Here is a 24,604-nt window from a genome sequence, read left to right as displayed (position 1 = left end):
CTTTTCTAATCCTCAAGATAACTTTCGACTTCTTCATCGTAAGTTACCACTTTTTGTTCTTGACCTTTTTCGTCAATTAACACAATATTTATTCCTAAACCTTGTAGTTCTTTTGTTAAAACATTAAATGATTCAGGGATACCTGGCATTGGAATTTGTTTATTACGTAGAATTGCTTCATAAGTTTTAATTCTACCTTTAATATCATCAGATTTAATAGTTAGGATTTCTTGTAAAGTATGAGCAGCACCATAAGCTTCTAATGCTCAAACTTCCATTTCTCCAAATCTTTGTCCACCATTTTGTGCCTTACCACCTAATGGTTGTTGAGTAATTAATGAATATGGACCCACATTACGAGCATGTAATTTATCATCTACCATGTGTGATAGTTTTAACATATACATAACACCAACTGAAATTTTCTTGGCAAACTTTTCACCAGTTAAACCATCATATAATGTTAATTTATCAAAGTCATTATATTTTGCTTCTTTCATAATATCTAACAAGTCTTGATTTTTTGCACCATCAAAAACAGGGGTTGCTACTTTAATTCCTAAAGTTTTAGCAGCCATTCCTAAGTGTAATTCAAGAATTTGTCCAATATTCATCCGCGATGGTACTCCTAATGGATTTAACATAATATCAACCGGTGTTCCATCTTCTAGGAAAGGCATATCTTCAATTGGTAAGACTTTAGAAATAACACCTTTATTTCCGTGTCTTCCAGCCATTTTATCTCCTTCTCGGATTTTACGTTTTTGTACAATAAATACTTTAACTACTTCTTCTACTTCTGAAGGTAAGTCAAAACCATCTTCACGTTTATAACGTTTAATACCTTGAACAATTCCACCACCACCATTAGGTACTCGTAATGAATTATCTTTAACATTACGTGATTTTTCACCAAAAATAGCTGCTAATAATTTTTCTTCAACAGTTGATTGTGTTTGACCTTTTGGTGTAACTTTACCAACAAGAATATCTCCTTCTTTAACTTCAGTTCCAATTAAAACAATTCCTTCATCATCAAGATAACGTCTTGATTGTTCAGAAGTATTAGGGATTTCACGTGTAATTTCTTCTTTACCTTGTTTTGTTTTTCGACATTCTAAATTATATTCTTCAATATGCATTGAAGTATAAACATCATCTTTTACTAAACGTTCACTAATAATAATAGCATCTTCATAGTTATAACCATGTCAAGTCATGAAAGCAATAATTACATTTTGTCCTAATGCAAGTTCACCATCTTTCATTGAAGGTCCGTCTGCTAAAATTTGATTAACTTCAACTTTATCACCAACTTTTACTAATGGCACATGAGTTACTGCTGTTCCTTGATTACTACGTTCAAAACGACTTAACTCATAAGTTGTTATTTCATCTTCTGATTTAATAATAATTTCATGAGAATCAACATATTGTACAACTCCCGGTAAATTAGCAACAATAGCTAATCCTGAGTCACGAGCAACAGCATACTCAACACCCGTACCAACAATTGGTGTTTGTGGTTTTAATAATGGAATTGCTTGACGTTGCATATTAGCACCCATTAAAGCACGGTTAGCATCATCATTTTCTAAAAAGGGAATACAACTTGTAGCTATTGACACAATTTGTTTTGGTGAAACATCAATATATTCAACTTCGTTTGGTCCAACAATAATATTTTGACCATTACTACGAGCAATAACATTATTATTTTTAATAACATTATTAGTATCTAATTCAATATTAGCTTGTGCAATGATATAATTCTTTTCTTCACCGGCAGTTAAATATTTAATTTCATTAGTAATTTTACCTGCAATTACTTGACGGTAAGGTGTTTCAATAAAACCGTATTCATTAATACGAGCATAAGTGGCTAAATTATTGATTAAACCAATATTAGGTCCTTCAGGAGTTTCAATTGGACAAATTCTTCCATAGTGAGAATAGTGAACATCACGAACTTCTAAACTAGCACGATCACGTGATAATCCACCAGGTCCTAAAGCAGTTAAACGTCTTTTATTAGCCAATTCTGCTAATGGATTAGTTTGATCCATAAATTGTGATAATTGTGATAAGTTAAAAAACTCACCAATAACAGCTGTTAATGGTTTATTATTTGTAATATTTGCTGGTTTCATTTTATCACTATCAGTAGTTGACATTTTTTCTTTAACATTTTTTTCAATACGTCCCATTCCTATACGAAATTGGTTTTGTAGTAATTCACCAATTGTACGAATACGACGATTTGCTAAGTGATCAATATCATCAGCATTACCAATACCATGAACAAAATTTAAAATATAAGAAAGAGTTGCTAAAATATCAGCAATAGTAATAATTACTTCTTTACATTTAGGATTAATTCCAACAACATTAATAACTTCATTTAATCTTTCTTTATCATTATAAACTTTAATTAACTGCACATAATGTTTTGGTTCACTATCACTAATTGATGTTTTTAAAGGTACTAAACATGCTCCTTCTTCTAATACTATTTTTAGAATTTCTAATTGTGATTTACCAATTACTGTTTTTTTGGATAAAACAACTTTACCTCTAATATCTTTAATATCTTCAGCTAGAGTGTAATTTAAAACACGATCTGTAATAGCTAATTTTTGAATTAACTTATATCTTCCTGCTTTTGTTAAATCATATTTTTTTGAATCAAATAATAATCCAGTTAAAAATTTTGCAGCACCATCAACACTGGCAGTTTCTCCAGCTTTAATTTTTTTATAAATTTCTTGTACTGCTGCTGGTCAATTTTGATGTTCATCATATTCATAAGTATTCAATAAAACATCATCTTTACCAATTATATTAATAACATCATCTTTAGTTAATCCTAAGGCAGTAAGTAAAGTGGTTACTGCAATTTTACGTGATTTTTCAATTTTAACTTGAATAATATCTTTAATTGCATTTTTATTACCAACTAATTTATTACGTTTAGAATCAGTTTCAAATTCTAGTCAAGTTCCACGTGATGGAATTAAATCACCTAAAAATTTATATAATCCGGTTTTTGGATCAATTTCAATTTTAAAATATGCACCTGGTGAACGAACTAATTGTGAAACAACAACCTTTTCACTTCCATTAATAATAAAGGTTCCTTTTTGTGTCATTAATGGAAAATCACCTAAAAATACATCTCCTTCACGAGTTAATGTATAATCAACAATTAAAACATCTTCTTCTCTACTTTTAATAGTAACTTCAATAGTTGAAAATTCACTATTAGCATGAACATTTTTTTCTTCAAAATAATATATATTATCGCTAACTTTTGGTTCATTAATGTTTTTAATACCAAATTGGTCTTTAATTCAACGCATTAAATAATCTAAAATATTATCTTTAGCAGCAATAGTTAAATGACGATTATTTTCATGAATTGATAAAGATAATTTTGTATAGATTGGTGCTTCATAAGTTTTTGACTCATCTTTTGCTTCTTTTAATGTTCTTCTTGATTTACGAAATTCTCAATCAATCAATGATAAAATAATACGATTATCATTATCAGTTACCGGAAATATTTCATTAAATACTTCTTGTATTCCTGTATCAATAAATCATTTATAAGTATCACGTTGAATTGAAATTAAATCAGGAAGATCTAAATTTCCTGATACTTTAGTATAGTCACGTCTTTTTGCATAATGACCAAATTGTTTTGTAGTATATGACATTGGTTCATCTCCAATTTTAAAAATTTATTAAAATCAAATAATTTGATTTCAGTTAATTAGTATTAAATTACTAATTAGTTTGATAAAATATTAAGTTTTAAGTTGATAATTTTTAGTTAAATAACAAACAGAAAACCAGTATTAATTAAAACTGGTTTTCATATAAATTTTTAATATTTGAACTACTTAACTTCAACAATAGCACCAACGGCTTTTAACGTTGCTTCGTGTTCTGTTGCTTTTGCTGTATCAATATTTTCTAAAATCTTTTGTGGTCCTGTTGCTACTGCATCAACCATTTTTTTAGCATCCATTAAAGACATTGTACCACCAACAATTGCCTTAACTGCTTTAATAACATCAACTTTTTTGTCTCCTACTTCTTTTAAGATTACAGAAACTGTTGATGGTTTTGTTGCTTCTTCTTTAGCTGCTGCTGGTGCAGAAGCAACTGCTGCAGTTACTCCAAAAGTTGTTTCAATTAATTCAACTAATTCTTTTAATTGAACTGCTGTCATTGTTTTAACATGTTCAATAATTTGTTTATTTGTAATATTTTCCATTATTTTTTCCTCCATATTTTTTTTATTTAATAAGTGTTAATTATGCGTTTTCTTTTTGTTGGGCTACTGCTTTAATTGCTAAAGCCAAATTGCGAACTGGTGCTTGTAAACAAGAAGCTAACATTGAAATTAATTCTAATTTTGATGGTAATGAAGCTATTTTTTGTAACTCACTTTGGTCAATAACTTTCCCTTCAAAAATGCCACCTCTTAATACTAATAATTTATTAATTTTAGCATAATTAGAAACTATTTTAGCTGTTTCTAAGTCGTTTTCAAATCCAAAGATAAAACCATTTGGGCCAACTAAACTACTTTCAAGCGATGAATATTCTTTTTTTAAAGCACGAGCAACTAAATTATTCTTATAAATAGTGAATGTTGCACCTTTAGCTCTTAATTCCTTACGTAAAGAACTAATTTCTTCAACATTCATACCTTGATATTGTACAACAATTGTTGTTTTTGAATCATTAATTTGCTTAGCAATTAAATCAATAGTTTTTTGTTTTTCAACCATTGCTGGGCGCATAAGTACACCTCCTTATTATTCTGAAATAACTAGCAATAAGTAGTAAATAAAACTCGGAGCAAAACCGAGTAAATCACATGCATATATAATGATGGAAATTACCTGAGCAACATAATTAAGACAAAAGTCCGTTGCTGTCTTTGGCTTATTCTAGCTTGTATATTATATGATATATATATATTAAAATCAAGAAAAATTTACAAAAGATTAAATAAATAATTTTTTATTATATATCTTTTAAGTTATAAACACTATTTTTAATAACATAAATGCTAATTTCATCAATATCTTAATTAAGATTAAAAAAATAAATTAAAAATAAAATTCATATTGAAGTTTATTTTAATTAAAAAAATTGTTTTTTTTATAACTGGTTACTGTTTTTACTACTAGAGTTTTTGCTTTCACTTGAAGAAGATTCATTATTTATTTTTGATTTATCTAACTCAAGATTTTTACAAACTCTTTCTCTTCTTTCAGATTCATTTTTTTCTCCTCAAGCTTTATTTATTTTATCAGCATTTTTAGCATGTGCTTCTTATTATTAATTTATTATTCTCAATAGATTTTCATGGCATAATTTATTATTCCTTTCACTTTTTGAATATTTTTTCTACCTTTAAATACTCAATAAAATTATATATTTTTTATTAAATATGCTGAATTATACTTGTAAGTGCAAGTAAATAAAATTGCAAAAAATTCTCATATAAAAATTTCATAATGCTAAATTTAGTTTAGAAAAAAGTAAGGAGTTTTTATATGAGTTATAAACATCTTGGCATAGATGAAAGGATTTATATTGAGAATCAATTGAAATTTAAATTTAAAATTAGTGAAATAGCTAAAAATCTTAATCGAAGTATTAGTACTATTATTCGAGAAATTAATAGAAATAAAGATAATAATCATTATTTTTCATTAATTGCACAAAATAAAGCTGAAAATCGAAAACAATCATATATTAGTTTTCATAAGTTTAAAAATAAGAATTTAGTAAAATATGTACAACAAAAATTACTATTAGGTTGATCACCTGAACAAATTTATGGCAGAATTAAAAATTTTCATAAAGAGTGAGTTATTAGTTTTAAAACAATTTATACTTGAATTTATTTTGGAATGCTTGATAAAGTTACTAGTAAAAATTTAAGAAGAAAAGGTAAAAAACGAAAATCTAAAGAAAATCGTGGCAAGTTTAATGGTAAATCATTTAAAGAACGAGATATAAATGTTAATGATCGTATAACACTTGGTCATTGAGAAGAAGATACTATAGTATCTTCAAGAGGCAAAAGCAAATCATGTTTAATAACTTTAGTTGAAAGAGTATCACGATTTACTTTAGCAATATTAGTTAAAAACAGAACTACTAAAGTTATTAATAAAAATGTCAGTTATTATTTATCAATTCTTCCTAAAAACATTGTTAAAACTATTACTTTTGATCGTGGCAAAGAATTTTCAAATTGACAACAACTTGAAAAAAATTTAGATGTAAAAATTTATTTTGCCAATCCATATTCACCTTGACAAAGAGGTACTAATGAAAATACTAATGGTTTAATTAGAGAAAAATTTCCTAAAAAATTTATTTTTTCAAAAACTAATAAAAATGAAGTTCATAAATTTATATTGTCTTTAAATCAAAGACCGAGAAAAATATTAAATTATCTTTCACCAATCGAATATTTGGATAGAAAAATAATTTAGTTGCACTTACCTTTACAATTTAGCATATTATATAAATAATTTAAATATTATTAAATTTTGAGGTATATAATAATTATTTAAAATAAAAGAGTTACCAATAATGGTAACTCCTATTCACTGTTAGGTGCCAACCGCAATGAATATTTACTTACCCTTAACTAAGTAAGTATTTTTATTATACTACTAAAATAAAGTTTTTTTAGTTTTATTTACTAAAAAAAATAAAACCTTTTTAATTTTATATATTTTTGATATTTATAATTAACTACTAATATACATCTGTATTCTTATTGGTATTTAATTATTTATTTTTTTCTAATTAAAAATATTATTTAAAACAACATTCTGATTACATAAAATTTTCTTAAATAATTGATAAAAAAGTATATTTTTTAATTTTTAACATTAATAATAATAATGAAAATCTTTTAAAAGTTTTTCATTATTATTAACTTCAGTTTTAACTTTTTCAAAAAATAATTTTTTTGATTTATGTTTTTTGAAAAATAACAATTTAGTTTATTTTTAGATTTTTTTGGACAATCTTCTATATTTTCTTCAAACAAATTTATTTCTTTGAAAAGATCAAAGTTTTTTTTCAATTTTTCAGTTTTAACTTTATCTTGACATTTATCAAGTAATTTTTTAAACTTTAAAGGATTTGAAACTACATTTGAAAAACTTTCAACGATTGCATAGTTATTTATTACATTTTCATAAATTCTTGGAGTAGAATTTTGTTCATTAATTAAAGTTTTGTAATCATTATCATTAAAATCACAATTTTTTTTTGCTTTTTTAATAAAATCATCAGTTAAAAGTATTAATAAACCATTTTTTCCCCTTCGATGAAGACTACCATATATTGATAATGAAGATGCAATTTCTCAATCAATATGTTTTCTACATTTTGTATGTTTTCCTAAAATAACTACAGTAGTATCTGAATCTTTTAAATACTCTTCTCTAATAGTTTTAAATATCTTTTTAGGAGGCAATTGCGGATCAATATCACCTAGTTTTACAGATATGTCTTTCACTTCAAAATATTCTCCATAACATTGCGAAATTAATTCTGATAATTCATCCTTTGCTTTTTGTTCTCTTAAATGATGATATGAAATAAAAATTTTTAACATTATTCATTAACCTCTTTTTTAAAATTTTAAAAATATTTTTTATAAACTTTAATAAGTTTATACTTTATTATAAAATAATACTCACTAAAAGTAATATTTTTAACTTTTAAGTTTTATAAAATCTTATTATTAAAATAAAGTAAATATTATACAAATTTCAAGTAATTACTAGTATAATGATTTAAGAATAAAAAAGAATAATTAGTACAAATAAAACTTGTTATTTTAAAGGAGAATAATATACATGAATAAAAACTATAAAGATACATTATTAATGCCTCAAACTAACTTTGAAATGCGTGCTAATTTAACTATAAAAGAACCACAACTACAAAAATATTGACAAGACCAAAAAATATATCAACAACTAATTAACAAAAATAAAAAATCTACGAAAACTTTTATTCTTCATGATGGACCTCCATATGCTAATGGTGATCTACATTTAGGACATGCATTAAATAAAATTTTAAAAGATATTATTGTTCGCTATTATAATAGTAGCAATTATTATGCACCCTATATTGCAGGTTGAGATACGCATGGTTTACCTATTGAAACAGCAGTTACTAACTCGGGAATTAATCGTAAAACAATAGCAGTATCAGATTTTAGAAAACAATGTCAAAAATATGCAGAACTGCAAGTTGCTAATCAAATTAATCAATTTAAAACATTAGGATTATTAACAGATTTTGAAGAACATTATGTTACTTATGATAAAAAATATGAATTTGAACAAATTAAAGTTTTTGCTAAAATGGTAGAAAAAAAACTAGTATATCGTAATTTATATCCTGTATATTGATCACCATCAAGCGAAAGTGCCTTAGCTGAAGCTGAAGTTGAATATTTAACAAAAACTAGTGCTGCTATTTATGTTGCCTTTTTACTAAATGATGAAAAAAAAATATTTAACTTACCTACCTCACTAATAATTTGAACAACAACACCATGAACCATTCCTAGCAATCAAATGTTAGCAGTAAATGAAGAATTTACATATAGTATTATTAAAACTAATGAACAACAATATATTATTGCACAACCATTGATTGATTCTTTTACTAAAGCAAACAACATCACCGATTTTATAATTGTTAAAACAATTTCTGGTAAAGATTTAATTGGATTAACAGCATTACATCCATTATATCAAAGAAAAACTCCAATCGTTCATGGTTCTCATGTTACTATAAATGATGGAACTGGAATTGTTCACACTGCTCCAGCGTTTGGTGAAGAAGATTTTGATTTAGGATTAAAACATAATATCAAAATTCTTTGTCCAATTAATGATCAAGGTCAATTTACAGCAGAAATCAATGATGAACAATTAGTCAATAAATTTTATGATGATACTAATAAAATTATTGTTGAGCGCTTAAAAAATAATGGTACATTAATTGGTATGAAATGATTTAAACATCAATATCCATATGATTGACGAACTAAAAAACCCGTTATTTATCGTGCCACTTTACAATGATTTATCGCTATTGAAAAAATCAAACCATTACTTACTAAAAATATTAATAAAGTAAATTTTGTTCCTGAATGAGCAAAAAAAAGAATGTTATTAATGACAAATAATCGCTATGATTGATGCATTTCTCGTCAACGTGCTTGAGGATTACCAATTCCAATTTTTTACACCGAAAAAAAAGAACCAATCATGGATATAAACCTTATTAATCATGTTGCTGATTTATTTGCTAAACATGGTTCAAATATTTGATTCGAAAAAGAAGCAAAAGATTTATTACCACCTAAATATCAACATAAAGATAGTCCAAATGGTATTTTTTATAAAGAACAAGACATCATGGATGTTTGATATGATAGTGGCGTTTCCCACTTAGCAGTTATTAAAAATAATAATTTACCTTGACCAGCAGATTTATATTTGGAGGGTAATGATCAATTTCGTGGTTGATTTAATTCAAGTTTAACAACAGGAACTATTACTAATAATAGTAGTCCCTATAAAAACTTGCTGGCACATGGTTTTGTAACTGACGCTAAAGGCAATAAAATGTCAAAATCAATTGGTAATGTTATTAGTGTTAAATCAATTTGTGATACTAATGGTGCTGATATTTTACGATTATGAGTAGCCAGTGTTGATTTTACTGATGATACAAGAATTGGTACTGAAATTTTAAAACAAGTTAGTGAAAACTATCGTAAAATCAGAAATATTTTTCGTTTCTTACTAGGTAATTTATTTGATTTAGATATCAAAACTATTGAAAATAAAACAGAAGAAGAAATTATTAATAGTTTATCAGAAGTTGATCAATATATTTTAAATAAATTAAACGGATTAGTGACTAAAATTAATGAAAATTATCAAACTTATCAATTTAATACTATCTATCATTTAATTTTAAATTTTGTTACTAATGATTTGTCTGCTTTTTATTGTGATTTTACTAAAGATATTTTATATGTTAATAGCAAAAATGATATTAGAAGAAAACAAGTACAAATGACAATGTTTTTAATAGTAAAAACTTTAATTGGTTTATTAGCCCCTATTTTACCACACACTACTGAAGAAGCATTCCAAAGTTTAACTAAAAAAGATTTAAACATAAGCAGTGATTCTATTCATTTAAAAAAATTTCCACAACCATGAAATTTAAACAAACCAACAAAACTAATGGAAAAATGAGAATATTTTATTAACTTTAAAAATGAAGTTAATAAAGTTATTGAACAAGCTAAAAAAGACAAAATTGTTAAAACAGCCTTAGAAACAATAGTGACTATTATTTTTAAAGATAATCATAATATCTTATCAACAATTGATGAAAAAGAATTAGCACAATTATTAATTGTTAGTGAAGTTAATATTAATTATAATAATATCAACGTTAATGACTGAACTATTAATGTTAAAACAAAAGAGGGTACTAAATGTCCTCGCTGTTGATTAATTGTTAATGAAACAAAAGAAGATGTTTGTAATCGTTGTTTTGAAGTGTTATCATTAATAATGTAAATAACTAATATTAGTTTAGAAAGAAGTAATTATGGAATTTTCTTGATTAGCAATTAAAAATCATTTAAAAACACGTGATTGAAAATGATTAACTAAAATAATTTGTTTTTGTGCAATTATTATTCTAATTGTCACTGATCAAATGATAAAATTAGCAGTACAAAATGGAATAAAAGTTGGTGAAGAATATAAATTCATACCCGGATTTATTAATTTAAAATTTATTATTAATTATGGTTCTGCTTTTAGTTTTTTTCAAAATCAAAAAATCTTTCTAATAACTTTTGCTTTTCTAGTAGCAATTGCTAGTAGCACCTGACTATTATTTACTAAATCTATTAACAGAGCACTAGGTCTCAGTTTTGTTATTGCAGGAACAATCGGTAATTTAACCGATAGATTTTTACATAATGGTGGTGTTATTGACTTTTTATTATGACAACTATTCCCACCATATACTATTTTTAATACTGCGGATATATTTATTACCATTGGTATCACAATTATTATTCTACAAATAATTATTGGAACCATAATTAATGCCTATCAAGAAAAGTTTGGAGAACACAATAATGAAGTCAACAACGGAACATTCACAACAATCATCAATGATAGAAAATCAAAAGATGATAAAACTAACATATCATGAAAACAAAAATATCCGCATCGACAAATATTTAGCAATGGTATTAACAGAACATCATTATTCACGAAATTTTATCCAAAATTTAATCACTAATGGGCAAGTAATAGTTAATAATAAAACTATTTCATCATCTAACTTATTATTAAAAAATAATGATGAAATAAATATTATTATTAAAAATGAAAAAGAGAACACTTTAAAAGCAACTGCAATTGATTTTGAAATAATTTATGAGGATAATGAAATTCTTGTTATTAACAAACCTAATAATTTGGTTGTCCACCCAGGAGCAGGTAATTGAGATAATACTTTAGTTAACGGATTATTATTCCAATCTAAAATTGAAAATATTGATGAAAATAATTTACGTCCAGGCATTGTTCATCGTATTGACAAACAAACAACAGGGTTATTATTAGTAGCTAAAAATAAAATTAGTCATCATATTTTAGCAGAACAATTACAAAAACATGAAATTAAACGAATTTATATTGCATTAGTTCATGGTACAATTAAAGGTAGATCAGGAACCATTAAAGCGCCTATTGCTAGAAGCAATAATAATCGTCTAAAAATGATGGTCAATGAACAAAATAGTAAAAAAGCAACTACTCATTTTACAGTTATTGAGCGATTTAAAGACTATACTTTAGTTCAATGTCAATTAGAAACTGGTCGAACACACCAAATTCGTGTTCATTTTGAGTGAATTAAACATCCAATTGTAAATGATCCTTTATACAGCAAGTTTAAATTGGAAAATGCTAATATTGGACAATACTTACATGCTAAAGTCATTACTTTTACTCACCCCACAACTAAAAAAGTTATGACTTTTGAATGTAATTTACCTGATTTTTTTGAAAATAAATTACAATTATTATGAAAGGAAAGTGTTAAATAATGGATGATAATATTCTAGATATTTTAGGTTTACAATTAGTTGATTATTTTATTAGTCATCAAGATTATCGACCATTTAATGTTCCTAAAGAATTAAAACTACATGTTAAAGGTGAAGTATATCTAACTAATAAAGATAGTAATACTTATCATATCATTAAAATTATTAAAGAAAATAATTTTAATCCTCACCATTTAAAAAATAAAGATGAAGTTTATGAAATTTTACATAAACAATTAGCAGATGAAGGTGTTAAAGATATTCGTTATTTAATGGTTATTTTAAATGATGATAACCAAAACGAAAATCGAATGTCACCAGCGGTTGATGTTATTATTGCTACTAGTGACAAAATTGTTCAAGAATTATATAAATTTTATCCTAGTATTACTAAATTTATTAAGGTAGACTTACCCCAACTTGAAACTGAAACCGAAAATAATGAAGAGACTAATGAAGATAATAGTACTGGAACTTTAAGTGATAATTGAAAAAAAGTTAATTTTCAAAACCGTCGTTACTTAAGCGAAACATTAAAAAAATGTACTAATGCTAATTTGGCAGTTACCTGATTTCTTTTTATAATTCCTATTATTACACTTGTTGTTTTTCTAGTAATTATAAACCTTAGTCAAGATGATTGATTAGCATTAGATTATAAACAACAACATTTGCTTTTTGGTGCCAATTATCATAACTTAATATTTGGTGCTTATCAATATTGAAGGTGATTAATTTATCCATTTGCTGGTAATGATATAAATCCTTCAGCTCCTATTAATTTAATATTTTCACTTTGAATGTTTTATCGTGTTGGTAGATTTGTTGAAGGATTTTATGGATGATGAAAAGCAATTTTCATTTGAATTGGTGCAATGATTCTAACCGGTATTTTACAAAGTGTTGTTGATAATATTAATATCATGTCAGGATTTTGAGTTTTTCCTGTAATTTCATTAGGAGCAATGTTACCTTTCATTTGAAATTATAAATTATTTAAAACTCCAATTATGAGTCGTTTCTTTACAACTATTTTATTAATGTTAATATTTTGATTTATAACTGATCAACAAGTAGTGACATTATTATATTGAATGATTGCTTTTGTCACAGGATGATTATTTGCTTCTTTAATCGGATATCATAATCGTAAAATAACTGTGTATTATGCTTTTAGTCCAATTGCTATTGGTTCATTAGTATTATTTGCTGGTTTACTTTGAGGTTTAAATAATTATTATCCTGTTGATGATAATAATTATACTTTAGAAGTATTAAAACAATATCAAAAACTTGGTCTAATTAGTCAAAGTACTATTAATAGTATTATGCTTAATTACTTTCACATACAAGTATAAAAAAAAGTAGGATTTTTCCTACTTTTTTTTATAAATAAAATTCTATATTTTTTTTAATGCATCAAATAAATACTTTTCTTCCTCTTTTTTAAGAAGATTAGTATTAATAACTATCTGTCTACTATTAATATCAATAATTTTAAAATCTATAGCAATATATGAATAATTATTAAAATTAATTTTTAATCTTTCCGATCATTCAATTATCATAAAATTATTCATCATTATTTCATAATATTCTTCTAAATGAGGATTAATTAAACGATAAGCATCCATATGAATTAAATTTCATTCATATTTAGTTTGATACTTATTTCAAATAATAAAAGTTGGTGAATTAATAATATTTTTAACTCCAAGTAAATTACCAATTAATTTAGTAATTTGCGTTTTACCACTACCAAGCGGACCATTTAATAATAAAATTAAATTTGATTTAGCAATTTTAGCAATTATTTTGGCAAGAGTATTAGTGTCATCTAAATTTTTTAATATATATACATTTTTTTTCATAATAACCTTCTTTGATAATTATTTTATACTTTACAAACTATTATACAAAATAATAACTTATTTTCTAAATTATTATTTTTCTTATTTAAAAGTTATTACTGCTCATATGTTTCTTTTTAACTACTACTTTTTCTTTACTTCTTACAAAAAATCATTGATAAAAACCAAAACCAGAATTACCAAGAGCAACAATTCACATTAATAAAAGATTTACATCCAAACGATTATGAGCAACTCCCGAATACATAGCTATTTGAAAAATATTAACAATTATTCAAAAAATTCATTGTTCACGAAAACGTAATAACATTAGTATTTGCGCAACAATACTTAAAGAATTAGTTAATGAATCTAGAATATGTGGTAAAACTTGTTGAAAAGTATTACCATCAAAATCATATTTCCCTAAAATTACACGTGAAAATTCAGGAATTTCAAAATAAAAAAATACTGATAAAACAATTGCAAAGTAAATAGTAACAATACTTGTTTTTAAATTTAAACGTTTAGAAATTATTTCTTGTTGTGAATCTAAATGAAATTTCCATAAACTATAGCCAATAAATTGAAAAGACAAAAAGAAAAATAAATTCAACTGCATATCACCAACATAATCTCAAACTAAAGCAATACAACCATAAATAGTAACAGAAAAAAAGCCTCAAAAAAAATTAGAAATTTTACCAAATGAAATTAAAATTATACAAATAACATTAGTAAAAGCAGCAATACCATTTAAGAATAATAATACTTGCTGTCAAGGATGATAAACTTGACGATTTACAATAGTTCAAACCGAAGGATATAAATTAGAATTAATAAAATGATTCAAATCAAAAAATGTATTTCATAACATAAAAATCCCTAAACAAATAATAGCTACTTTAGCAGAAAATGGAATTTTATTAAGATCTTTGGGTATTGATAATAAAAATTCTTTTATATTTTTCTTTCTTTTTATAAATCTAAATTTTATATCTTTAAACATATTTTCTTCCTTTGCTAAATTGTAAAGGTAAGTGCAACTAAATTATTTTTCTATCCAAATATTCGATTGGTGAAAGATAATTTAATATTTTTCTCGGTCTTTGATTTAAAGACAATATAAATTTATGAACTTCATTTTTATTAGTTTTTGAAAAGCTGAATTATACTTGTAAGTGCAAGTAAATAAAATTGCAAAAAATTCTCATATAAAAATTTCATAATGCTAAATTTAGTTTAGAAAAAAGTAAGGAGTTTTTATATGAGTTATAAACATCTTGGCATAGATGAAAGGATTTATATTGAGAATCAATTGAAATTTAAATTTAAAATTAGTGAAATAGCTAAAAATCTTAATCGAAGTATTAGTACTATTATTCGAGAAATTAATAGAAATAAAGATAATAATCATTATTTTTCATTAATTGCACAAAATAAAGCTGAAAATCGAAAACAATCACATATTAGTTTTCATAAGTTTAAAAATAAGAATTTAGTAAAATATGTACAACAAAAATTACTATTAGGTTGATCACCTGAACAAATTTATGGCAGAATTAAAAATTTTCATAAAGAGTGAGTTATTAGTTTTAAAACAATTTATACTTGAATTTATTTTGGAATGCTTGATAAAGTTACTAGTAAAAATTTAAGAAGAAAAGGTAAAAAACGAAAATCTAAAGAAAATCGTGGCAAGTTTAATGGTAAATCAATTAAAGAACGAGATATAAATGTTAATGATCGTATAACACTTGGTCATTGAGAAGGAGATACTATAGTATCATCAAGAGGCAAAAGCAAATCATGTTTAATAACTTTAGTTGAAAGAGTATCACGATTTACTTTAGCAATATTAGTTAAAAACAGAACTACTAAAGTTATTAATAAAAATGTCAGTTATTATTTATCAATTCTTCCTAAAAACATTGTTAAAACTATTACTTTTGATCGTGGCAAAGAATTTTCAAATTGACAACAACTTGAAAAAAATTTAGATGTAAAAATTTATTTTGCCAATCCATATTCACCTTGACAAAGAGGTACTAATGAAAATACTAATGGTTTAATTAGAGAAAAATTTCCTAAAAAATTTATTTTTTGCTAAATTGTAAAGGTAAGTGCAACTAAATTATTTTTCTATCCAAATATTCGATTGGTGAAAGATAATTTAATATTTTTCTCGGTCTTTGATTTAAAGACAATATAAATTTATGAACTTCATTTTTATTAGTTTTTGAAAAAATAAATTTTTTAGGAAATTTTTCTCTAATTAAACCATTAGTATTTTCATTAGTACCTCTTTGTCAAGGTGAATATGGATTGGCAAAATAAATTTTTACATCTAAATTTTTTTCAAGTTGTTGTCAATTTGAAAATTCTTTGCCACGATCAAAAGTAATAGTTTTAACAATGTTTTTAGGAAGAATTGATAAATAATAACTGACATTTTTATTAATAACTTTAGTAGTTCTGTTTTTAACTAATATTGCTAAAGTAAATCGTGATACTCTTTCAACTAAAGTTATTAAACATGATTTGCTTTTGCCTCTTGATGATACTATAGTATCTCCTTCTCAATGACCAAGTGTTATACGATCATTAACATTTATATCTCGTTCTTTAATTGATTTACCATTAAACTTGCCACGATTTTCTTTAGATTTTCGTTTTTTACCTTTTCTTCTTAAATTTTTACTAGTAACTTTATCAAGCATTCCAAAATAAATTCAAGTATAAATTGTTTTAAAACTAATAACTCACTCTTTATGAAAATTTTTAATTCTGCCATAAATTTGTTCAGGTGATCAACCTAATAGTAATTTTTGTTGTACATATTTTACTAAATTCTTATTTTTAAACTTATGAAAACTAATATGTGATTGTTTTCGATTTTCAGCTTTATTTTGTGCAATTAATGAAAAATAATGATTATTATCTTTATTTCTATTAATTTCTCGAATAATAGTACTAATACTTCGATTAAGATTTTTAGCTATTTCAATAATTTTAAATTTAAATTTCAATTGATTCTCAATATAAATCCTTTCATCTATGCCAAGATGTTTATAACTCATATAAAAACTCCTTACTTTTTTCTAAACTAAATTTAGCATTATGAAATTTTTATATGAGAATTTTTTGCAATTTTATTTACTTGCACTTACAAGTATAATTCAGCAATATATAATTTATTTATTATATAAAAATAAATAGGAGGAACAATAATGATTTACACAATTAATAATTTATTTATTAATAGTAACGATAAAACTAAAAAAATACCAACACAAGTAACTGTTAACGGTTGGGTTCGTTCTAATCGAAATAGTAAAAAAGTTGGGTTTTTAGATTTAAACGATGGTTCTTCAATTAATAACTTACAATCAATTAATAACTTACAAGTAGTATATGATCCAAATTTAGAAAATACTAACAATTTAACTAATGTTACTACTGGTAGTGCTGTTACTATTACTGGTAATTTAATTTTAACACCAAATGCGAAACAACCATTTGAACTAAAAGTAATTACTGCTACTGTCTACAACATATGCGCTAATGATTATCCAATCCAAAAAAAAGAACATACAAATGAATTTCTTCGTGAACATGCACACTTACGTGTTCGTACTAATACTTTCTTGTCATTATTTAGAATTCGTGATCAAGTATCATGATCTATTCATAATTTTTTTCATAATAATCAATTTATTTACCTACATAGTCCTCTTATTACAGCTAATGATACTGAAGGTGCTGGTGAAAATTTTATTGTTACTACTATAACTAATGATAAATATGAAAAGGATTTTTTTGGGAAAAAAGCCTCATTAACTGTTAGTGGTCAGTTAAATGCTGAAGCCTACGCTCAATCTTTACAAAAAGTTTATACATTTGGACCAACATTTCGTGCTGAAAAATCTAATACTACACGTCACGCAGCAGAATTTTGAATGGTAGAACCAGAATTTACCTTTAGTAATCTACAAGATAATATTATACTAGCCCAAAAACTAATAAAAACTGTTATTAGAGATGTTCTAAATAATTGTAATTCTGAATTAAAATTTTTAGAACAAAAACAAGAAACTAAAAATGAACAATCACTAATTGAAAAATTAGAAAAAATTGCCGATTTTAAATCTGATTTTAAAGTTATTACTTATACAGAAGTCATTGAATTACTTTTAAATGCGCAAAAAAAAGGAAAAAAATTTGAATTTAATGAAATTAAATGAGGAATTGATTTACAATCAGAACATGAAAGATATTTATGTGAAGAAATAACTAAACAATCAACTTTTGTTATTAACTATCCACAAACCATCAAAGCTTTTTACATGAAACTTAATCCAATTGATAGTAATTATCCATAACAAAAAACAGTGGCAGCTATGGATTTATTAGTGCCAGGGATTGGTGAATTAATTGGTGGTTCTGTTCGTGAAGATAATTATGAACAATTACTAAAAAATAAAACCCAATTCAAAATTGAGGGTAATGATCTACAATGATATTTTGATTTAAGAAAATATGGATATGCACCAAGTGCTGGTTTTGGTTTAGGTCTAGAAAGATTTTTAATGTTTATTACTGGTATTAATAATATTAGAGATGTTATTCCTTTTCCTCGTACACCAAATAACTTATTATTCTAAAATAATAATATTTTAATAATATCTTTTTAAATTAAACTTATAATGTTATTTAAAACTCCTATTACTACATTAAAATCCAACATAATATATAATTAATTTAGCATTCAGCATTTTTAACCATTCATTTTGGACATTGTAATTTATATTCACCATAATCAATAAGAATAGATTGTGGTTTATCTTTAACAATTTGTTCTTTTTTAAATTCTATTTGCATAATAATCCTTTCCTAATATGTTCTGTTGCTTTTAGCATAAAGAACATATATTTTGATTTTTAGATTATTAATAATACTACTATTCGTTTTATTAATTCCATGAAAACTGGGCTCAAAAATAAATTGTGAAATTTTAAAAAGAAATCGAGGCATTTGATTCAATATTTATTTAATTTGTTTTAAACAAATTAATATTTTAATTGAACCGGCCCCGCTCAATTTTTTTTACAAGTTTGAAATTTATTTTCTCGCCCAAAAAAATTTTTCAAAAAAAATAAAAAATAAAACCAACACTTGCTCACTGGGGAGTGGCAAGGTTGGTTAAATAAAGAATAGAATTAATACAATGGGTCCCTACAACAGGTCTATATATACTAGTTTCCAATTCGCTCCCACCCCAAGAATTACCATTTCTGGTTAGTATATTTTATTAGGTATCACTCCACTTTTTATTTATCCATGCAAGTCCACATGTTCTAGCTACTATTTTTAACAACTGTGTTGTAGTTCACTTTTTTAGTTCCCTAACACGTGTTGATAATAGTGCTAAAGACGGTTATTAAAAATTTTAAAATTTTACAATTACAAAAAAAGACAAGATTATTTCTTGTCTTTTTCCTTGTTGATAATTTTAATTTAACTTACAAAATGTATATTTTATTTTTTTTAAATACGTCGAATATAAAATATAAATTTAATGTTTTAAGAAAAGAGAGTAATTTTGTTTAATTTTCATTATTTTTCAAATAATTCATTTTTGGAAATAAGTTACTAATATGATAATAAATTATTTCGTAACTTTGACAACCGCCCTATAAAAATATATAATTTGTTAATTCAAATATTTATTTTTTTATGTTTAATTTATTTTTTCATTATTATTTTAGTGTTAAAATAATATAGTCTTAAAAATAGAGGAGAATATAAATATGAGTTTTGCTGACATTATGTCAAAAAAAGTACAAAAAACATTAGAAAAAAATTTAAGTAAAAAAACTTTAACCATGGAAAATATGGAAGCAACAATTAAAGAATTTAGATTAATTTTGTTAGAGGCTGACGTTAATTTTAGAGTGGTTAAAACTTTAACTAATGAAATTATTAATAAAGCAAAAGGTGAATTTATTAAAGAAGGCTTAGATCAAAAAGAAATGTTAATTAAAATTATTCATGATGAATTAACAAAGATTATGGGTACTAAGAATGTTGAATTAGATTTATCTACTAATCCTACTGTTATTATGATAGTTGGTTTACAAGGTTCTGGTAAAACAACAACAATATCTAAACTAGCAAAGTTGTTAACAGATAAATATCAAAAAAAATGTTTACTAGTTGCAGGAGATATTTATCGTCCAGCTGCTGTTGAACAATTAAAAGTTTTAGGAAAACAATTGAATATTGAAGTTTTTTCCCAAAAAAATGAAACTCCTACTAATATTGTTAAAAATGCTCAAATATATGCTAATAAAAATAAGTTTGATGTAATATTAATTGATACAGCTGGAAGATTACACATTGATGAAAAATTAATGCAAGAACTAGCAGAAATAAGAAAAATTACTTCACCAAAAGAAGTTTTACTTGTTTATGATGGTATGGCAGGACAAGATATAATTAATGTTGCTATTGAGTTTAATAATACTATTCCTATTACTGGAAGTATAATCACTAAATTAGATGGTACTGCTAAGGGTGGTTCAGCTCTTTCAATTTCTTATTTAACAAAGATTCCTGTTAAGTTCTTAGGAATGGGTGAAAAGGTAACTGATTTAGAGGTTTTTTATCCAGAAAGAATGGCAGAACGTATTTTAGGAATGGGTGATCTTACTACATTAATGGAGAAGGCCGAAAGTATAGTTTCAACTCGTGATGTTGAAGAAACTATGAATAGAATGATGTTAGGTCAATTTGATTTGAATGACCTTGTTAATCAAATGAAGCAAATTCAAAAAATGGGTAAATTGGGCTCACTTGTAAAAATGATTCCTGGTATGTCTGCTAAAATTAGTGATGCTAAAATTAGTGATGCTGAAACTGATTTAAAAATAGCAGAATATATTATTGCTTCAACAACTGCTCAAGAACGTGAAAAGCCACAAATTTTACGTTATCCAACTAGAAAAGCAAGAGTATTAAAAGGCTCAGGTCGTTCAGAAAAAGAATTAAATAAAGTGCTAAACCAATTTGAAAAAACTAAAAAAGTTATGGATCAAATTGCTGGTCAGATTAAAAAAGGAGAAATGCCAAATATTCCAGGATTAGATAAGTTAATAAAAAGTTAGAAAAATAAAAAAAATTTGTTATTTTTTGTTAATTTGTTAAAATTTATTTAACTTAAGAAATGTATAAAACTTTGATTTCTTGAGTTTTTATAGATATTATTTTATTAAAATTTTTTTAAATTTTCTTCTTTGTTTTTAAAAATTTAATTTATTTTTTAAAGTAAAACTAGATTTTAAAAAGAAAATAGTGTTTAAATAGTGGGTTATTTTAAATTAAAAATATAGCAAAAATTTATTTTTCAGTTGCTTAATAATATTTAGGGAACAAGATAACTTTGAATTGTGTTTAGTAAACAAATTAAATTCAGTTAGGAGACAATGATTATGAAAGATACGTATACATCTGTTCGATTAGCTCAAAAGCCACAAAATTCTTTTGCTTGCTATCGATGTGGTAGAGTAATTTTGATAGCTGATTACTTAGAAGGAATAAATATTCAAGTTAATTGCAGTCGTTGTGGCTTTAAGAAGCGTGTTAATAGTATAAAGATAGAGAAAATAAACAGTAAACCAAATTCAGCGCTAAATTCTAATGAAATTTCAAAAGAAAAGATAAATGAAATTTTTAATTCCTAAAACTATTAAATTTGTAAAATTACAAATTTGGAGAAGTGTTGGTTTAATTGATTTATTAATTATTTTAATGGTAGTTGGATTTGCTTCAATTATTATTTTATTATTGCAAATTGATATTATTTTTAAAATATTAGCTGTTATTTTAGTTGGTTGTGCTACTATTCCGCTTACTTTTTATTGACAGCCAAGAAAAAAAGGATGAGAAATTATTTTATTATGATTTAAATTTCATAGTAAAAATCGTTATTATAAATCTGAAAAAAATTCACAAATATTAGTACCATTTAAAAAAATTATTAGTAAGAATGTGATGCAATTAAATGTGAAAAATACAAATTATACTAGAGCTTTATTATTGGAGGGTTTTAATATTACATTATTATCTAATGAAGAAGCCTCAAATAAAATTAAAGATTTAGCTGCAGCTTTTAAAATTATTAATATTTCTATGTCTTTAATAAAGATTGATATGCCTTTAGATATAACTGCACAAACTAATTTTTATAAAGAACAACTCGAAAAAATTGATTTAGAAAATATTAGTGAAAAAGCAAAATTAGCAAGAAAATTTCAAATGATATCAGCAATTAATGCTAATAATGAAATTCAAAATCAAAATGAAATGACGCAACCATTTTTTTACTTATTTTTTTATTCATCAAATCAAGAAAAATTAAAAGAAGAAGTAAATGCTTTTAAAAATTATATCAGTCGTAGTGGTGTTAAAGCTAGTGATATTAATTGTTTTGAAATGATGGTTGTTTATAGTAAATTAATAAATTCTAATGAAAATGCTTTGTTAGAAGAAATGTTTACTACAAAAAAAGAAGAAACTGTTAAAAGTAAAGATTTAACTAATGATTTAGCGATTAAAGAATTATTAGTTCATAAGAATAATTTAGAATTTGCTAATTGTTTTCAAACTGTTTATAACATATATGATTATCCATTTGAAGTTTCAGCAGTCTGATTAGCAAATTTAGTAAATATTCCGAATACTAGTTTAATCTTTACTTTTAATAGTATCAGTGAAGAAAGTGCTAAAAAACAATTGAATAAAGCTATGCAAAATTTAGCAACTTTAAATTTTATGACAAAATCATTATCAGAACGAAGAGATTATGATTATCATTATCAATCATTAAATGAATTATTAGATCAAATTGCTGGTGGTGGTGAAAAAATATTTAATACTAATATGTATTTATTAATTAATGGTGCTGATCGTAAGCAACTTAAGCAAAATATTAGTACTGCCGAATACGAAATAAAAAACAATAATATGAAGTTTGATAAATTATATTATCGTCAATTAGAAGCTTTTTTATCAGTAATGCCAGATAGTGCTGATTGATTTAAAGAAACAGGTCACGAAATGCCATGTTTAACAATAGGTGCTAGTTTTCCTTTTTTAAATCAAGAATTAAATGATAAACAAGGACTGTTTCTTGGATTTAATGAAAGTGGTAATAAAGTATTTTTTGATCAAAGAACTAAAAGTAGTACTCGTAAAAATCATAATCAATTAATTATTGGTACTAGTGGTTCAGGAAAATCTTATACTTCTAAAAAAGAAGTAAATTATCAAATTATGCTTGGTCATAAAGTAATTGTTATTGATCCTGAACGTGAATATCGCGATTTATGTAATTATCATGATGGAAGTTGAATTGATGTTGGTGACGGTTCTTCTGGCAATATTAATCCATTTCAAATTACATTGGCACTGAGTGATGATAATACTAATGATAATAATACTCGTGATATTTTAGCACCACATATGCAATTCTTAGAACAATTTTTAAACGTTGCTACTGGTGGATTAACGAGAAATGAATCAAGTTTATTAATGATTTATGTAAATTTAATGTATGAAAAATTTGGTATTACTTCTCGAACAAAAATTCATTTATTAAAACCAAATCAATTTCCAATTTTTCAAGATTTATATGATATTATTGAATCTGATATGGTTAAAGAAGAAGAGATTAGAAGTAAAAATGAATTAAAAAATTTACTAATTATATTATCAAGATTTGCAACTGGTGGTACTGATGCTAATTTATGAAATGCTCATACTAATATTAATAGCAGTAGTTTATTACAAGTTTATGATTTATATACTTTAACGCAATCAGGGAATAAACGTTTAGTTAACGCTCAAATGTTTTTAATTTTGAAATATATTGAAAATGAAGTACGAAAAAATAAAAATGATAATGAAATTAATAATAAACAACAATGAATTTCAATTACTATTGATGAAGCCCATTTACTTATTGATAAAGAATTTCCAGCAGCATTATTATTTATGTATCAAATTGTTAAGAGAATTCGTAAGTATACAGGTATGATAAATATTATTACACAAAATATTAACGATTTTCTTGGTTCTGAAGAAATTAAAAAATATACTACTGCTATTATTAACTCAAGTCAATATTTAAAAGTATTAAACTTACAACCTCATGATTTAGCGGCATTAAATGAATTGTATTCTTCATATGGTGGCATTTCTGCTAATGAAACTGATTTTATTGCTCGTGCTAAAGTTGGTGAATGTCTTTTTGCTATTTCTAGTTTATATCGTATGTGTTTAAATATTAATGTTAGTGATGCTGAAACACAAGCAATTAAAAATATAAAAAATAAAGAAATTGAAAATTAGTATATTTTTTTATACATTATCGATTTCATCAATAATTGTTAATTTATTTTAAATTAAGTATAAAGATGCTTTCATATTAATAAAACTTATAAGTTTTATTAATATGATTTTATTTAAATAAAAA

Annotated in this window: 16 protein-coding genes, 1 pseudogene and 1 other annotated feature; of the genes and pseudogenes, 10 read left to right on the top strand and 7 right to left on the bottom strand. The window is 24.7% G+C overall.

Translation table 4 applies throughout. The annotated features are described in order from the left end of the window. Positions 1–5: 5 nt before the first annotated feature. The 3 genes from AACK95_RS05870 to rplJ form a co-directional block, all read right to left on the bottom strand. Positions 6–3,716, bottom strand: coding sequence for a DNA-directed RNA polymerase subunit beta (locus AACK95_RS05870; RefSeq protein ID WP_338979932.1), 3,711 nt, complete (start codon positions 3,714–3,716; stop codon positions 6–8). Between the two features lie 182 nt (positions 3,717–3,898). Continuing rightward, the gene (gene rplL, locus AACK95_RS05865) at positions 3,899–4,279 is read right to left on the bottom strand and encodes a 50S ribosomal protein L7/L12 (RefSeq protein WP_252320298.1); all 381 of its coding nucleotides are present in this window, start codon (positions 4,277–4,279) and stop codon (positions 3,899–3,901) included. Positions 4,280–4,319: 40 nt separating this feature from the next. Then, on the bottom strand, positions 4,320–4,811 hold the full coding sequence (gene rplJ / locus AACK95_RS05860) for a 50S ribosomal protein L10 (RefSeq protein ID WP_252320296.1): 492 nt from the start codon (positions 4,809–4,811) through the stop codon (positions 4,320–4,322). Between the two features lie 36 nt (positions 4,812–4,847). After that, positions 4,848–4,973, bottom strand: a sequence feature (ribosomal protein L10 leader region). 600 nt (positions 4,974–5,573) lie between these two features. Here rplJ and AACK95_RS05855 point away from each other — a divergent pair. Further along, a complete protein-coding gene (locus tag AACK95_RS05855) occupies positions 5,574–6,524 on the top strand; it encodes an IS30 family transposase (protein ID WP_338979930.1) in 951 nt (316 codons plus the stop codon). 428 nt (positions 6,525–6,952) lie between these two features. Here the strand turns inward: AACK95_RS05855 and AACK95_RS05850 are convergent, their stop codons facing one another. Continuing rightward, a complete protein-coding gene (locus AACK95_RS05850) occupies positions 6,953–7,663 on the bottom strand; it encodes a TIR domain-containing protein (protein WP_338979928.1) in 711 nt (236 codons plus the stop codon). Between the two features lie 244 nt (positions 7,664–7,907). Between AACK95_RS05850 and ileS the strand changes: the two genes are divergently transcribed. From ileS to AACK95_RS05830, 4 genes are read left to right on the top strand one after another with little or no spacing between them, the layout of a single operon-like run. After that, on the top strand, positions 7,908–10,670 hold the full coding sequence (gene ileS, locus AACK95_RS05845; protein ID WP_338979926.1) for an isoleucine--tRNA ligase: 2,763 nt from the start codon (positions 7,908–7,910) through the stop codon (positions 10,668–10,670). Positions 10,671–10,701: 31 nt separating this feature from the next. Beyond that, a complete protein-coding gene (gene lspA, locus AACK95_RS05840) occupies positions 10,702–11,409 on the top strand; it encodes a signal peptidase II (protein WP_338959421.1) in 708 nt (235 codons plus the stop codon). Beyond that, on the top strand, positions 11,354–12,220 hold the full coding sequence (locus AACK95_RS05835; RefSeq protein WP_338979924.1) for an RluA family pseudouridine synthase: 867 nt from the start codon (positions 11,354–11,356) through the stop codon (positions 12,218–12,220). The genes lspA and AACK95_RS05835 overlap by 56 nt, the downstream gene beginning before the upstream one ends. Then, entirely contained in the window at positions 12,220–13,578 is a 1,359-nt protein-coding gene (locus AACK95_RS05830) for a hypothetical protein (RefSeq protein WP_338979923.1), read from the top strand. Before AACK95_RS05835 ends, AACK95_RS05830 begins: the two co-directional genes overlap by 1 nt. Before the next feature lie 42 nt (positions 13,579–13,620). On the opposite strand, the gene tsaE is transcribed toward AACK95_RS05830, so the two are convergent. Both tsaE and pnuC read right to left on the bottom strand, forming a co-directional pair. Beyond that, positions 13,621–14,091 carry a tRNA (adenosine(37)-N6)-threonylcarbamoyltransferase complex ATPase subunit type 1 TsaE gene (gene tsaE, locus AACK95_RS05825; RefSeq protein ID WP_338979921.1) on the bottom strand — a complete coding sequence of 157 codons (471 nt, stop codon included), beginning with the start codon at positions 14,089–14,091 and terminating at the stop codon, positions 13,621–13,623. A gap of 85 nt (positions 14,092–14,176) precedes the next feature. Next, positions 14,177–15,079, bottom strand: a complete 903-nt coding sequence (gene pnuC, locus AACK95_RS05820; protein WP_338979919.1) for a nicotinamide riboside transporter PnuC — start codon at positions 15,077–15,079, stop codon at positions 14,177–14,179. A 258-nt stretch (positions 15,080–15,337) separates the two neighbouring features. Here pnuC and AACK95_RS05815 point away from each other — a divergent pair, with 258 nt between their 5' ends. After that, the gene (locus AACK95_RS05815) at positions 15,338–16,180 is read left to right on the top strand and encodes an IS30 family transposase (RefSeq protein WP_338979917.1); all 843 of its coding nucleotides are present in this window, start codon (positions 15,338–15,340) and stop codon (positions 16,178–16,180) included. Positions 16,181–16,199: 19 nt separating this feature from the next. Here AACK95_RS05815 and AACK95_RS05810 read toward each other — a convergent pair whose 3' ends face one another. Further along, the gene (locus AACK95_RS05810) at positions 16,200–17,150 is read right to left on the bottom strand and encodes an IS30 family transposase (protein ID WP_338979587.1); all 951 of its coding nucleotides are present in this window, start codon (positions 17,148–17,150) and stop codon (positions 16,200–16,202) included. 150 nt (positions 17,151–17,300) lie between these two features. Between AACK95_RS05810 and asnS the strand changes: the two are divergent. From asnS to AACK95_RS05790, 4 genes and pseudogenes are all read left to right on the top strand, one after another. Continuing rightward, a pseudogene (asnS, locus tag AACK95_RS05805) lies at positions 17,301–18,734 on the top strand (asparagine--tRNA ligase). Positions 18,735–19,880: 1,146 nt separating this feature from the next. After that, positions 19,881–21,236, top strand: coding sequence for a signal recognition particle protein (gene ffh, locus AACK95_RS05800; protein ID WP_338979915.1), 1,356 nt, complete (start codon positions 19,881–19,883; stop codon positions 21,234–21,236). A gap of 324 nt (positions 21,237–21,560) precedes the next feature. Next, on the top strand, positions 21,561–21,812 hold the full coding sequence (locus AACK95_RS05795; RefSeq protein WP_174480064.1) for a hypothetical protein: 252 nt from the start codon (positions 21,561–21,563) through the stop codon (positions 21,810–21,812). Next, a complete protein-coding gene (locus AACK95_RS05790) occupies positions 21,793–24,480 on the top strand; it encodes an Mbov_0397 family ICE element conjugal transfer ATPase (protein ID WP_338979913.1) in 2,688 nt (895 codons plus the stop codon). The genes AACK95_RS05795 and AACK95_RS05790 overlap by 20 nt, the downstream gene beginning before the upstream one ends. Positions 24,481–24,604: the final 124 nt, after the last annotated feature.

Source organism: Spiroplasma endosymbiont of Lasioglossum malachurum, assembly GCF_964020065.1.
In the GTDB taxonomy this organism is placed as follows: domain Bacteria; phylum Bacillota_I; class Bacilli_A; order Mycoplasmatales; family VBWQ01; genus Spiroplasma_E.
The sequence above is the reverse complement of the archived record's forward strand: the minus strand, read 5'-3'. Positions and strand labels throughout refer to the sequence as shown.